Origin of the sequence: Chryseobacterium sp. IHB B 17019, assembly GCF_001456155.1 — a bacterium.
Classification (GTDB): Bacteria; Bacteroidota; Bacteroidia; order Flavobacteriales; family Weeksellaceae; genus Chryseobacterium.
Genome location: NZ_CP013293.1, coordinates 752724 through 767120, shown reverse-complemented (window position 1 = coordinate 767120; position 14397 = coordinate 752724). Strand labels below are relative to the sequence as shown.

Sequence of the window (14397 nt, the reverse complement as noted above, 5' to 3'; positions counted from 1 at the left end):
GCCAACCCATGTCCCTCAAACAGTTCTAGCAGATCTATTGGCTTTAATTCTATTTTTTTCATTAATCAGGTAAGTTATTCGTCCTTTTTTATTTTCCTGAACTTTGCCTTTTACAAGAATTTTATTTAAAATTTTATGATATTTATTAATCCTCATTTTATTTCTTCTATATTTAACTTTTCCCCATTTCTTCTGATTTCAAACTCAAGATTATTATCTTCCATGTATTTATCCAGCGTTTTACAATGACGTCAGCAAAGCGCCGATCCAATTCCAGACCGCGGCATTATCTCCAAGTCATCTCACACGCTATCAATGTAGATCCAGAACCGAGGAAACCGTCTCCTACGATATCCTTTTGTTTTGATGAATTTTTTATCAGATAAGAAACGATATCCAGAGGCTTCATAGTTGGATGTTCTGCGTTTCTCAAGGGCTTATTAAATTCTAAAACTGTAGATTGTTTCCTGTCAGAATTCCAAGAATGAGAAGCTCCTTCTTTCCATCCATAAAGTATTGGCTCATGCTTCCAGTGGTAGTCCTGTCTTCCCATCACAATGGAATTTTTAATCCATACCAAGCATTGAGATAATTTAAAGCCGGAAGCCTTAAAAGCGGATCTAAAGTTTGCTCCTTCAGAATCTGCATGAAAGACATAAATAGGAGCTCCAAGCTCTTATGAGTCTGCGATGGGTTTTTGTTTATCTGACACACGAAAGGATTCGTGCGGGAGCGAGGAGAAGCTAATCAATTAGTCTAATGAGCTCTCCTAAATACATTTTTTATTAGATAAATTGCTATTTAATGGAAAATTTATTAAATATTCATCCTTATTTTTTAAACTAGCTTTTCTCAGTATTATAGCTGTGTTCTCAACTCCATTATAATTTTTTATAAAATCAGAAACTGGAAGAGTATCTTTATCAACTACAAATAAAATATCATTATTATGGATGTTTTTTACAACATATAAGTTCGATTGATTTTTATCTACTGCCGGATAATAAGATAGTAACTCTCTCTATATATATTTTCATTAGGTTCAGATAAATCTGAATAAGCTATTTTTTTTCACCTAAATTTATTTTTTCTTTACAAGAAAAAATAATTAAAAAATAGGACTAAAATTAATTTTTTCATCTTTCATTAACAGGATTAATTTTTTTATTATTCAGTTTACCAGCTTTATACAATCTATACATTCTATTTACTTGACGTACATTAGGACCAGATGGATTTGCTATACTCCCTTGTATCATAAAATTGTTTTCCTTTGTAACAAACCTCTCCGCAGGTCCAAACCAAGAAGCATCTGTTGACATAGCAGGATGTTGCAATCCTCCTGTATGACCTATCTCATGTGGCATAGTTTTGCTGTTTTTACCACTAATCATATCTGCTACATATTCTCATTTACAGAAATTTCTTTTCCACTCATAGCTATTCCGGGAACTTCGGTTTTTCATTTTTATAAACATCAAAATCTTTAGAATTAGAATCTTTTATTTCAATCAATGTATCTGTGCTTTTTAAATCATCTTTATCCTCTATAGTTCTGATGTTAATACTTGACGAAATTGTAACATTTGGATTATTACCAATTTTATCAAAAATTGCTTCAGTTTGTGATTGTATACTACTAGCAAACTTTTTCATATCAATTTTCTTATTTGAAGAACTATTCAATAGAGCTCCTGTAAAAGTTAAATGATAGTTGGTTGTATTCGTTTTTTTATTATAAGTTTCTGTTATAGTCCAATCTCTACCATCTGGATCAAAAAATGGAATCAGTGTAAATTCATCTGGGTTGGAACTACAGATAGCAATAAACCCACCGTAATCACAGTGGGTTATTTTTATACTGGGCACGAGCGGGACGCTCGCGCCAGCGGTGGGGTTCCTATATAGTATATTTATAATAACACTTTTTTAATTATTAAAAATATTATTGTAATTGAATAAAGAATTAATAAAACAGAGCTTATTTTAAGGCTTTGGTAAAACCAACTTTTATTTATTATTTCGATAACTTTTGGGTGGTTTTTTGTATACCTTAAATAATAATTAACAATTTTATTTGGAGAATATATACCTACTATTCCCAAAATTAAAATTAATATCATGAAAATAATTGTTAAAATATAAGAAATATCCATATTATTATTTATTAAAAATAAACTTATTAGGAGTGTAATTATATGAAGCGCCAAGTTGAGGAGTATAAAAACCTAAACTTGTAGCCGTTCCATTTCCTGGAGAATATGAAACTCCGCCTCCTACTATATTACCGCCTCCTATACTATATCCATGACCACTTAAAAAACTATTTAATTGTGATCCTGTGGGCGTCTTTAATTGATTTACCCAATTTGCTGTTAAACTCCCTGAGAATAAGCTAGCTGATTTTCCTACACTTGCTCCAAGAGGAGAGGCATAAACAGTAAAGTTTCTATCAACCGTAAGAGTTCCATTCCAACCAACAAATGAAGCAGTAAGAGGATTAGGTATTGCAATACTGACATTTGCTGTATAATAATCTGGAAATCTAAATCCTGGATTCCCTCCTTTGCCTGGTTCTCCACCATCCGCATTTACGATTGCTTCCCAGGGTTGCCGAGAAGTTATTGTTCTATCAGCAACCGTTGTTACAGAATAACCATTAGTGATTGTTTCACCATTTCGAATGATACTTCCATCATTATTAAGCATATTGGTATTCGTGACATTTCCAGAGCCATCTTTTTCTATTACAGCGATTGGTTTTCCTTCTGCTTTCTGAGTGAGGTTAGTCTCACCTTCTCTTTCAGCACTACCATCATGCCATTCAATATTTTTTGTTAAATTATTTTCGTACCAGTCTTTTCCCTCTCTACCATCCGGATCAATAAACCTAATTGGATTATTAAAAGCGTAAGTATAAGGTGACCACCTACTCGAAGTTTCTGCCAGTGGATCCACTACACCCCACCTTCCCAAGTCAGGCATATACATCCTTGCTCCATAATCATACATCCCTGTCTCCTGCAATTCTTTGCCATTGTACTTGTAATTGTACAATCCCGCTCACATTTTCCAAAACTTCCTACTCCGGTTTTTTTCGCGCGAGGCTTTACGCTTTGAACTTCTTCGCTTGCTCGCTTTCTCAAAAGTAAAGATTTTCAGTTGAAAAATAAAAAGGTTTTCCGCTATTTTTTTATTTCAATTGAAAAAAAACAATTAATGTCAAATAAGATAGATGAAGTTTAGCAGACAATGTTTTTATTTGCAAAATAAGAAGATTGTTAAAGATACTTTTATCTTTTTTTATCTTTAGATATAGAAGGATATTAAATATTGATATGGCGGTTTCTAATAAAAGATTGAAAAATACGCTTACTAACGCTTTACAAGGAATATAAAAAAACCGCCACTCGAAAGAATGGCGGTTTCTATTTGTTTATCTCTGGGTTTTACCCGTTCCATCAGAAGCGTAACCTTCTAATATATTTATGCTTAAACGAGCTACTCCTTTTTTATAATGAGAATAATGCCCCTTTTTTTCCGTAAATAAGCTATCATTTTTTTGCTTATCGTTCAAATAATTGATTATTCTAAAATCTGCATTATCCGTGTTATAAATTTTATCCGTAACATTTCCGCTATATAGTAAATAATTAGATTTATTATTAAACCATAAAAAATCTACATATTCATTTTTATTCTCTGTTTCAACATAATCATTATTAGGCTTTGTTATCCCATAATATTTGCCTGGAATAAGGTAACAGGTTCCTCCGTATCTTTTCCACATAGTAATATATTCTCCATTGGTTGCTTTAAAAAAGGAACGGCTTTGGTCAAACCAAAGAAACAACCCTGCAATAACACAAACCAATACAATAAGGATTTTAAATATTTTTCTCATATAATCAATGTTATTTAGGTCCGCGTAATGGATTTGAAGATTGAGTCTTGTAAACTGCAGCACGTCTATTATTATAGTTTTTATGTCCGAGAGTATGTCCTACTTTTTGTGCTTGCTGGGTTGTTTGTCCTTCAGTAGCTAAACCACCTTGTTGCCAACTTTGAAGAGCATCAAATCCTAATCTTCCTGTTCCCCAAGTTAAACCATTATTTCCTGCAATATATCCCGCTGCAAAATTTCCAACGTCCCTAGCTGAAGCTACAACAGCAACATTATCTGCTTTATCTCCTGTGTCTACAGAAAATAAAACACCTCGATAAGTGTAGGCTGCTCTTTCTTCTTTAGGAATTTCTTGAATACCATTTACTTCTCCATTAGGACCATTAGTTTTGAAATCATATTTTGCACCACCTACACCATTTTTCATATAATTAATAATATTAGGCTCATTAGGACCCATCAAGTCATTAAGAAAGTCATTACCACTCAAATCTCCAAAGCTTATTACAGCGCCTTCAACCGCTTTGTTATCGTCTCCCATAAAAGAACGGGGAGTTAAAGAATTAGCAATATGATCTGAGGTTTCTACATCATAATTACCTTTATCATCTGCTCGATAAATTCCAGTATTTCCATCATCTTTTGCGCTTACAACAGTATAGGTGCCATCTTTATTCTCTCTCACACCGGTACTTGCAACACCACGACCGTCCGGATCAATAAAACGTATAGGATTGTTTACTGCATAATTATAAGTCGAGTGTCTGCGATATTGTTCCGCCAGCGGATCTACGACACCCCACCTTCCAATATCCGGCATATAAAATCTTGCGCCATAGTCATACATTCCGGTCTCCTGTAACTCCTTTCCGTTGTACTTATAATTCTTATAGCTTCCGGTTCCAAACATTGCACTGCCGGTTCCAAAATGGTTCATCCCGAATGGATAATAATCATTATTGTCCACCACTTGTAAAAGCCCTGTCCCGGTTTTTGTAAAACTTACCCTTACATTACCTAGGTGATCTTTATACTGGTAAATATACAGATCTTTTTTATAATCGTAAAATCCTTCTGCTGTCGGGAAAAACTGAAGATCAGGTGTTTGAGCTAATGTGGTTACCGTATTGGTGGTATTTAACTGATCCACAGTATATGCCTGCATTTCCATTGCCCTTGATGTCTGTTCTGAAAAAGAACGCATATCGCTGGAGCCACCCCCTCCGCCACCGGTTCCTGAACCTAAAGCAGATAAATAATGAAAACCGTCAAGGTAATCCGTAACATCAATCCAGCTGTTACAGTTCACTATGCCACATTCTGTCCTTGGTGATTTTTTCTGAAGCTTGATACCTGCGGCATTGTACAGGTAATCGATCCCAACTGTTGCTCCTGTGTATTCTACCTTTTTAGGAAGATTCAAAAAGTTGTAAGTGATCTTATTAATATTCTTATCCGGCATGATATCCATATTCCCGTTCAAATCATAATGAATACTGCCTCCGCCGCCTTCATAGCCTGAAGGGTTTTGTGAGTGATCATTGATCATTGAAACTTTGTTCCCCTCATTATAAACATATTCCAGATTATCAATTACCGTAGATGTAGTATTGCCAAATTCAGGAATTGAGGTTCTGTAAAGACTCGAGATATTACCATTCAGGTCATAGGACAGAGATTCCGTGCTTTCTTTGTTGTAGGGATTATCCGGGTTTTGATAATATCCTGCAGTTAGCCTGTTCAATTTGTCATAAACATAACCATATCTTTTTGGTGTCAGCGATGAATTGAACTCTGAGGTTCTCCAGTCTACTTCTGCAATATTTCCGTTATATCTCGCTACAACATCTTTTCCTGTAAATTGAGCAGGATCCGGATTGGTAATTCCCACTTTTTCATTGTACCTGATCTTATAGGAAAATAATTTACCTCCCAAATCAGGCAGGCTCATCTGGGCCTTATTAATATCGGTCATCCAGCCACGGATATTGTAGGCATAATCAATACTTTGAAGATTGTTCCCCACTTTTTTATTGATAAGCTGGGAAAGTTCATTATAAGAATTTTCTGTTAAAAGAACTTCGGGTTTACTGTCAACCTGATGGTAATGCTGTGTCAATCTGTTTCCATTGTCATATACAAAACGTTCTTTTACTGTTACTCCGATTTCACCTTGTTTTCTCAGGTGATAAGTATTTGTATTTAAAACAACTCCTGCAAAATCAAGTTTTGATTCCATTTTTGTGTAACCTCCCAGGTGGTTAATGGAATAAGACCCAATAGCTCTTCCTTTTTTATCGTAATAGGTGTAATTCTTCGTCCAGTTATCATCTTCGATATTCTTTACCAGACTCATCACTGGAAGGCTTTTGGTGCTTAATCCTTCCGTTGTAGGAGTACCTGTTAAAGTAGGTTCTCCTAAAATATCCGTTGGGAAAGAAGGATTAAAAGTATATGCTGGATAAGAATCGTAATAATTGATGCTTAAAACCTGTGACAAACTTCCTGGAAGAGCATGGTTCGTATAATAAATTGGCATTCCGCTTATGGTAAAAGAACCGGCACTACGAATTTCAAATGTATAAATAGCAGCTGTAACAACGGTTTGCAGAGTTTGCCTTGAGCTTGTATTATTGGTAATTCCCGTATAAATAATTCTCCCGAACTGGTCATATTTTGTAAACAGCCACTTGCCTTGAGATTTAAGGTTTGTGTCCTGATTCATCACTAATTGATCAGCCTTGTTATACACCATATATTCCCAGCCTTTGCCCGGAAGCTTCTTTTCAACCAATCTGTTCCTGCCGTCATATATATACTGATAGCACAAATCATTAAGCACCGTATTAGGATCTGCTGCTAAAGTAGCCAACGGCGGAATTACAAACGCCAATTGATTGTAATCGTTATAAACGTAATAAGTGTCAACATTTTCTGTTCCGTTCACTTTCCTTACCAGCAAAACCTGTCCCCGTCCGTTTTTGAATTCTATAGTCTGGTTGCCATCTTCGTCTGTAACCGTGTTTTTATACAACTGGCCTGCTGCATATCCTGTTGAAGAAAGGCTAAGGCTTGATGTAAATGTAGTATAATTAAATGTTGCTATATATTTCTTTACTTCACCATCAATATTAGCATCGTAGCCAAATTGTACAGGTTTGGTTTGCCATGCCGATCCAACTTGTTTCTGTTGCAAAACCCTATCCAGAGGTGAGTTTTCCAATACTTTCTCGGAAAATGCTTTTTCATTGATATAGGTATTGGTGGGATCTCCAATAGGAAAATCTACTAAACCCTGTGTTTGAGAATATATTGCTCCATTATTTGTTCCCTGCTGTGGTACGGGAAGATAATCTCTGGTCTGACGCCCAAATCCATCATAAATAATTGGACTGACAACGTCTTTCCCCAGTGGTGATGCTTTGATATTAACCACTTGTTTGGGTCTTCCTAAACCATCGAAATACTGTACGGTTTCTGAAGTTTTGGTAGGCGTGGTTCCGTTATAATCTAAATAGGTTTTTGAATAAACGTAATTTTCCGTGGAACTTGACTGGTTTTGGGCATAAGCAAAACCTGATACCAATAAAGTTCCTATAGGAATTAAGATTTTTTTCATCAGTTTATTAGTTTTTATAATTGTATTTGAATTCTTTTAATAGCTTGCCTGTCTGGTTTCCTTCTCTGATTTCCATAAGCCTGTTGGCGGTATCATAGAGGTAAACTTCTCTTATTCCTGAAGGTGGGGTAATACTTCTTACTCCAATTAACGGATCGTAAGTATATGTTGTAATCTGGTAACCTGATAAAGCCGTATTGTTCCTGAATAAATCCAATGCTGATAATAAAGCGGACTCATCATTGTTTGTAGCTGATGAAGCATCTGTATTGGAAGCAGTAACTATTTCATCAATCATGGATTGTGGAATATCTCTAAATTTTGCACCTTCTATTTTAACAATTGGCTGTGTTTGGTTGTAACCCCAGATGATGGTTGTGGAAACGCCGTCTTTGTCTGTATACTGCTGTAAGTTTCCTTTGGGATCATACCTGTCATAGCTTAAATCGGTAGATGAAACAGTCGGATTCTGAAGATCATAGGATTTTAAGGATAATGGTAGTACCAGACCCCAATTCATATCTGCCTCAGTTGGATTTATGGGATAAACTGTTTCTGTTTTTGAGATGATCTTTCCACTATCATTTACATCCTGTTTTTTTACTATAACCGTCTCTAAAGGAATTCCAATCATATTTTTATTGATCATTAACTGATTGCCTTTTTCATGAGCATACTTATAGCCAGTTTCCACTAAACTATTTTCTGGAGAGATAACGGTTTGTTTGGTGACCTGACTATGGGTAGGCATTCCGGAATATTCATAATTCGTCCTTGTAATGAGCTTCCTGTAAGAAGATTCAATAGTACTTATGCTGTCCTGCGCTGCAAAATAGCTGTCATAATCTGTATAATTTCCCAATGGCACCTCATCTATATAATCGGTGACAATCTCTTTTTCTAATTTAGTATCAACAGTATAATTTTTGTAAGTTGATATGTAGAAATTAGCGATACGAGGTACAAAAGAAGATCCACATAGAGCATTAGTTGGGTCATCAAAGGTCTGCGAAACAAAAAGATTAGCATTTGTTTTAAGAATATTATACCGGTTTTGATAAGCTACTTGCTTACTTTTATAGATATTTCCCCCTTTTTTTACATAGTATTTTACATTCTGTAGTGATCCACTAAAAGATAAACGGTTGCCTTTAGAAGGAAAATACAAATTATTAAGCATGTATCCGAAGAAATTAACCAGCCCTTTCATATAATCAGAATATCCATGACCTGCTGATGGCGATCCGGCTCCACCGCCACCGGCAGAAGCCGGCTGAATCCTTTTAAGAATGTCTTCAGAATCTTTTTTAAATGTTTTTTGATATCCTCCGTTTTCAAAGTTATCTCCTCCAATGCTGCAAGTTACAAACCTGTATCGCTGCTGTAGCCTGCTATTGTAAAGCTCAGATGTATTATTTGAACTGTGAAGTCCATAAAATACCGGCGCACTCAAACCCTCGTGAGTTTCTTGAAATGTAACATTTTGTACATTCGGAGTAATACTCATTTCCGGAATTCCAAACTCTTCTTCTTTATGCAAATATAACTCTGCAGGACGATAATAGAACCTTTTGTACTCGCTAATCAGGCCGTTTGCATAAGTTGAAACTGACCTTAATCGTATACCAAAATCCTCTATGGGATCTTTATGGCTGTATGTAAACTTTAGATCTGCAGACCCGTTAGGTGTGAATGAAATACTATATCTTTTATTCTTCTGTAGATTAAAAATTCCATTAATTGAATCAATAGGTTCATATCCATAAATTTTACCATTACTATATATTTGCTGATTTGTATCCATATCACGAACGGTAAAAATCGCTTGTTTCATATGATTTTGACTTCCCTGAGCTGAATAAGTGGTAAGAGTAAAATTAATGCTCTGATCAAAATGCAAGTTCTCAAGAATCTGAGTAGAAGTGCCACCAGGTGAGAAAATATCTTCTCCCATATGTATTTCAGTAGTAAAAACGGCTTTGGCATTCGGAGCTTCATAATCAAATTTAGTTTTGCCACCCGTAGGATAAATAATTTCATTCAGGGCGCCTTTTGTAGCATACATAAGATCAGGTCTGCGATCACCGAAAGTAGCTAAAATCGATGGTTGATAGAAAGGGCTTGGTGGCGTAGTCGTTCCAAAAAACTGTGCAATTAACGACTGGTTTTGCTTACCATTATAATAACCATACATATCCTGGCTGTAAGATAATCTTTTAGGTAAGTTTAAGGGATCATTATAATTAAATTGAAACTTTTTCTCAAAATTTGAATTACCTTTGTAATAATTAATACCTGTAAGATAAAACCTTTGAATTTTATTTGGAATAGAAGCATCCTCAAAAAGATAATCAAAAATTACTTTCTGAAAAATAACAGTATCTTTTCGGTATTCAATTCCCGAAAGATATTTTACAAAATCAGAGTTTGCTTTTTCGGAATATAAAAAATTAATCGTATTAGAATTATGATTGTTGCTTATCTGCTGTAGTCTTTTCTTATTTCTAGTATAATGGTTCTGAATAGCAATTCTCAAATCAGGATCCTGATCTGGCATTATACCTGTACCAAGGCAACAAGAATAGAGATAACGCGAATGTATCTCACTAATACTTTTTACTTCTAATGCTGTATCGTTATATAAGAAGGTTATTTTTTCTCCATTTATATGTACTATTTCCTTTAGGAAAAAAGAAGTTACGGCGTAATTTCCTGGGGGATTTGCTGGCATTGCCTTAGATGCTGTTGTTTCAACAAAATCAATGCTACCACCAAAAATATATCTTGTACCATCTGCTGTTGTAAGTTCAAACCCTACAAATTTTCTATTATTGGTTTCATTGGCTGGAAGAATATTTTTTATTTTAACATCCGCATCATTCTTCAAAAAGACCGGAAGAAAATTTTCGTCAAGATAAAACGAACCTGATGTTCCTCCAAAACGAAAATCAAAAATATCTCTTTCTGTATCAATCTGCTGTGGATTATAACATGCTGTTCTGATTTCCTCATCTGCATCACAATCAGAAGTGGTTTTTAAAATGATTTCACTTTCCGTTTTATTCATACGCTGCGTTCCCTCTTCATCAATTAGTCCATTTACAGTTCTTGTAATAACCCCGCCAGCGTCAATGATCCATGTCATTCCTGTATCTGTAGGTAAATCGTCAACCTTAATTCCTGTTCCATTATATCCTAAAGCGATATCTGTTGATAATTTATTTGATGTAAACTCAAATAATGGAAGATTAACATTTACTGACCCTGTATGCTCATTTTCAGAAACAATACTGCTTGCTTTAACAAATGAGAATGATTGCGGGCTAGGTGGAATAAATCCTGCTTCCTGACAATAACAATATTCAAATCGAAGAAATAGATGCAGGAAAAATACTATAAATATTATATTTTTCATCAGTTATTAGTTTTTATAATTGTATTTGAATTCTTTTAATAGTTTTCCTGTCTGGTTTCCTTCTCTGATTTCCATAAGCCTGTTGGCGGTATCATAGAGGTAAACTTCTCTGATTCCTGAAGGTGGCGTAATACTTCTTACTCCTATCAACGGATCATAAGTGTAGGTAGTTATTTGGTAACCTGATAAAGCCGTATTGTTCCTGAATGAATCTAATGCTGATAATAAAGCTGTTTCATCATTGTTTGGAGCTGCCGAAGCATCTGTATTGGAAGCATTCACAATAGTATCAATCATTGATTGTTGAAGATCCGACAGCTTTGCACCTACAATCTTAGCAATAGGCTGGGTTTGGTTGTAACCCCAGATAATTGTCGTGGAAATTCCGTCTTTTGTCGTGTATTGCTGAAGATTACCTTTCAAATCATATTTGTCGTACGTTACCTCTGTGGAAGAAACCGTTGGATTTTGAAGATCATAAGACTTAACCGATAATGGTAAAACAAGATTCCCAGCTTGCGCTGTTGGAATTGAAGTTGGATAAACAGTTTCTGCCCTTGATATAGTTTTGGTAACTCCATTTGTTGTCTGGGTTGTAATGGTCTCTAAAGGAATGCCAATAATGTTTTTTTCAATCATTAACTGGTTGCCTTTTTCGTGGGCGTAGTTATAGTTGATTCCCTGAATATCGCTATCTGGTGATGTTACCGTTTTTTTTGTAAGGTAATCCTGGTTATTGTACTCATTCTGAGTAGTTGTTACAATATTATTATTCCCGAAAGCTTCTGTCTCAATATTTTTCTTAACACCACTAAACCCATATTTAACAAAAGAGTTTAAACTCAAAAGTGAAGACATAGGATTTGTTCCGCAATTAGAAGAAGGATATGGCTGACTATTAAGATTTGACATATAAGCGTCGTATGAACTTATTCTGGAAGACCAAGGTCCATTTTGTAAATAGCAGCCCCCGTTGTTATCATATACCTTACTTCTTAAATCAGCTGTAAAATCACGAATTTCAAATTCATTATTTGTGTTTTTTAATAAATTATTATTCGAATTATATATTTTAGTAGTAATAGGTAAGCCAATTTTATAATCTTGATTGTGAAATCTATAAGTAGGATTAAAGATATCATCATAAGATATATCAGAATAATCTGAATATACCGTAAATACATTTTCTATTTTTCCTTTATCATCACTTACAGTAACATTTTTATAATTAACATAGCTTCCCCTTATCGCATTAACAGAAGAATATCCAGACTCATTAGCGCTTAAATATTGAGTTGAAACCGGTATTATACCATAACCAGCCAGGCTCTTTCCGATAACCTGAGACCAATTATAGTTATGAAGTTTTGTAAAAACCGGTGTATTAATGATTTCTCCACTGGATTGTTTTGAATTGTCAGGATTGCCATAATTATAATTTTTAGAATAACTACTGTTTCCGTCATTAACTTTAATCTGTTTTATTCTGACTCCACCACCATACAAATACTGAATATTATCCTTAAGGTTATAATAGAAAACATCCAGATCATAAGTAACCGGATTATATTGTAAATTACCGTTGTGATGATATGACACCCTGTAGTATCCGTTTCCATATAATTCAACGCTCTGGCTTGTTGTGTTATTTAAATTAATTGAAATTTTAGATTTAGAATTGTCTTCAGGGGCACTATCTATCTCACCTTGAAGTACCAGCATTGGATGAGAAGGATCTGGCGGTGTCAATACTATTGGTGTTAATTGAATAGATATTGCAGAAATATCCGCCAAATTTTGATACTGAGAGGCTGCAAAAAGAATGTTCATTTTTTGCAAATCTTTTACGTAGATGAAAGTATTTGTTATAGGACTACCGTTGCTCGGGTTTATTCCGTTAAAAATTTGTTTAGATACATGAAAACTTTTTGGATCTCTATTTTCAGCAACATCATAAACCAGGTTGGGATTAACTAACTCTTTTGAATAGGTATTGGATTCAAATGTAAATTCTTTGATGCCTCCTGTTGGTAAGATAATTCTTTTTAAAGTCCCTGTAAGAACATAATTTTTATCTGCCCATTTATTTTCTGATATAATATTCTTACCGGATATTACTAAGTCAGTATTGGTTTTGTTGTTAAAATATCCCCAAAAGTCATAATTTTCGGTTGTAACCGCCGGCAGAAGCTCCGGAGATTCATATTCATAAGAATATTTGTATTTCTGAACGTTGTCTTTATCTTTAATCAGCAAGCTTTTTAGAAAACTCCTTCCATTACTTGTAGATAAAAAATCAAATTCAATTTTCTTAACTGTAAAACCAGAATTATTTTTAATCAAAATAGACTGCATTTTATAGTTACTAATATTGAACTCAATACTTCCTTTATTTACAATATTTATTTTAGTTAATGCCAGCGCAGCACCATTTTGAATTATAGTACTTGAATGACGCGGAAGCAGACTTCTATGATTACAAAATAAAGGAGTGCAGCTTTGAGAAGCATCCGCATCTTCTGGCATAGGCTGTTCGTCTTGTCCTAGGTCAGCAATATATGAATTATCCACTCTTATATTAGTCTCTTCTGCTTTAGAAGGTGGGGAGACCTCAGTATATGCATCGTATAATAGCTGACATAGTACTTCACTATTTTGATTTTGAATTTCACTTAAGTGCCATGTCACATAAGGCAAAGGTAATAGTGCTCCTTCCAAAGGGGTATAAGAGATGCATTGATGCATATTTTCGTATATCAATGTTCTATTAATTACTCTGGAATCTAGAGTTTTCTTATCGAAAATATATTTATATCCTGCATCATCAATAATAGTAATTTTAGAAACTCTATTCTGATCGTTAGCATTTCTTTCATAGGTTATTTTGTAATTTCCACCTCTACCAATATACTCTCCGCTTCCGTTCTTATTTAATTTAAAGCTTCCAGAATGGTTTAAAAAATTGAAATAAAAAACATCATATTCGACATCTTCTAATCCATATTTAGAATTATATAAATATTTAATGGTCTGATTGTGTGAAGGTCCGTATTGAGCTAGTGCATTTTCATAACCGTTATCTAAGATTCCAAACATAGGTTTGTCATCAGGTAATCCGTTAATTTCTCTTGTAATAGCTCCGCCTGCAGTGATATTCCATCCTTGGCCTACAAGACCTGAAATTTCCTTTACTCTTATCCCTGAAGGATGATACTTTAAATTTATGTCTATATTTATTTTGGCATCAACATTCACAGAATAGAGATTTTCTGATATATCAGGAATTCCTGTATTCAAATCAACCGGATTGATATCAAATTTTAAAAGTGAGTAACCTTCAGGAGTTAATGGCAGTGAAACTGGCTTTATCTCACCTGCAATTGGATTACCTATATTTCCCTGTGCATTCACCAGCACATAGAATACTGTAAAAATTAGTAATATATATTTCTTCATCTT

General features: G+C 34.5%; 7 protein-coding genes and 1 pseudogene. All 8 read right to left on the bottom strand.

Annotation, left to right across the window (positions count from 1 at the left end; all coding sequences use genetic code 11):
• Positions 1-286: 286 nt before the first annotated feature.
• Positions 287-553 carry a DNA methyltransferase gene (locus ATE47_RS03440; protein WP_062160646.1) on the bottom strand — a complete coding sequence of 89 codons (267 nt, stop codon included), beginning with the start codon at positions 551-553 and terminating at the stop codon, positions 287-289.
• A 583-nt stretch (positions 554-1136) separates the two neighbouring features.
• Positions 1137-1394: a hypothetical protein gene (locus ATE47_RS03435; RefSeq protein ID WP_062160645.1), complete on the bottom strand. Its 258-nt coding sequence runs from the start codon at positions 1392-1394 to the stop codon at positions 1137-1139.
• 46 nt (positions 1395-1440) lie between these two features.
• Positions 1441-1869, bottom strand: coding sequence for a hypothetical protein (locus ATE47_RS19015; RefSeq protein ID WP_150114770.1), 429 nt, complete (start codon positions 1867-1869; stop codon positions 1441-1443).
• A 996-nt stretch (positions 1870-2865) separates the two neighbouring features.
• Positions 2866-3054: pseudogene (locus ATE47_RS19510) on the bottom strand (RHS repeat-associated core domain-containing protein); the annotation flags it as partial.
• 382 nt (positions 3055-3436) lie between these two features.
• Positions 3437-3904, bottom strand: coding sequence for a hypothetical protein (locus ATE47_RS03410; protein WP_062160640.1), 468 nt, complete (start codon positions 3902-3904; stop codon positions 3437-3439).
• A 10-nt stretch (positions 3905-3914) separates the two neighbouring features.
• Positions 3915-7523, bottom strand: coding sequence for a DUF6443 domain-containing protein (locus ATE47_RS03405; RefSeq protein WP_062160639.1), 3609 nt, complete (start codon positions 7521-7523; stop codon positions 3915-3917).
• 7 nt (positions 7524-7530) lie between these two features.
• Positions 7531-10938 carry a hypothetical protein gene (locus ATE47_RS03400; RefSeq protein WP_062160638.1) on the bottom strand — a complete coding sequence of 1136 codons (3408 nt, stop codon included), beginning with the start codon at positions 10936-10938 and terminating at the stop codon, positions 7531-7533.
• Between the two features lie 6 nt (positions 10939-10944).
• Positions 10945-14394 (bottom strand): hypothetical protein, encoded by a 3450-nt coding sequence (locus tag ATE47_RS03395; protein ID WP_150114769.1) that lies wholly within the window; start codon positions 14392-14394, stop codon positions 10945-10947.
• Positions 14395-14397: the final 3 nt, after the last annotated feature.

Bases quoted from the DNA above. Each gene is read 5' to 3' on its own strand.
- ATE47_RS03440 (WP_062160646.1), bottom strand. From the start codon at position 553: ATGGGAAGACAGGACTACCACTGGAAGCATGAGCCAATACTTTATGGA.
- ATE47_RS03435 (WP_062160645.1), bottom strand. From the start codon at position 1,394: ATGATTAGTGGTAAAAACAGCAAAACTATGCCACATGAGATAGGTCAT.
- ATE47_RS03410 (WP_062160640.1), bottom strand. From the start codon at position 3,904: ATGAGAAAAATATTTAAAATCCTTATTGTATTGGTTTGTGTTATTGCA.
- ATE47_RS03405 (WP_062160639.1), bottom strand. From the start codon at position 7,523: ATGAAAAAAATCTTAATTCCTATAGGAACTTTATTGGTATCAGGTTTT.
- ATE47_RS03400 (WP_062160638.1), bottom strand. From the start codon at position 10,938: ATGAAAAATATAATATTTATAGTATTTTTCCTGCATCTATTTCTTCGA.
- ATE47_RS03395 (WP_150114769.1), bottom strand. From the start codon at position 14,394: ATGAAGAAATATATATTACTAATTTTTACAGTATTCTATGTGCTGGTG.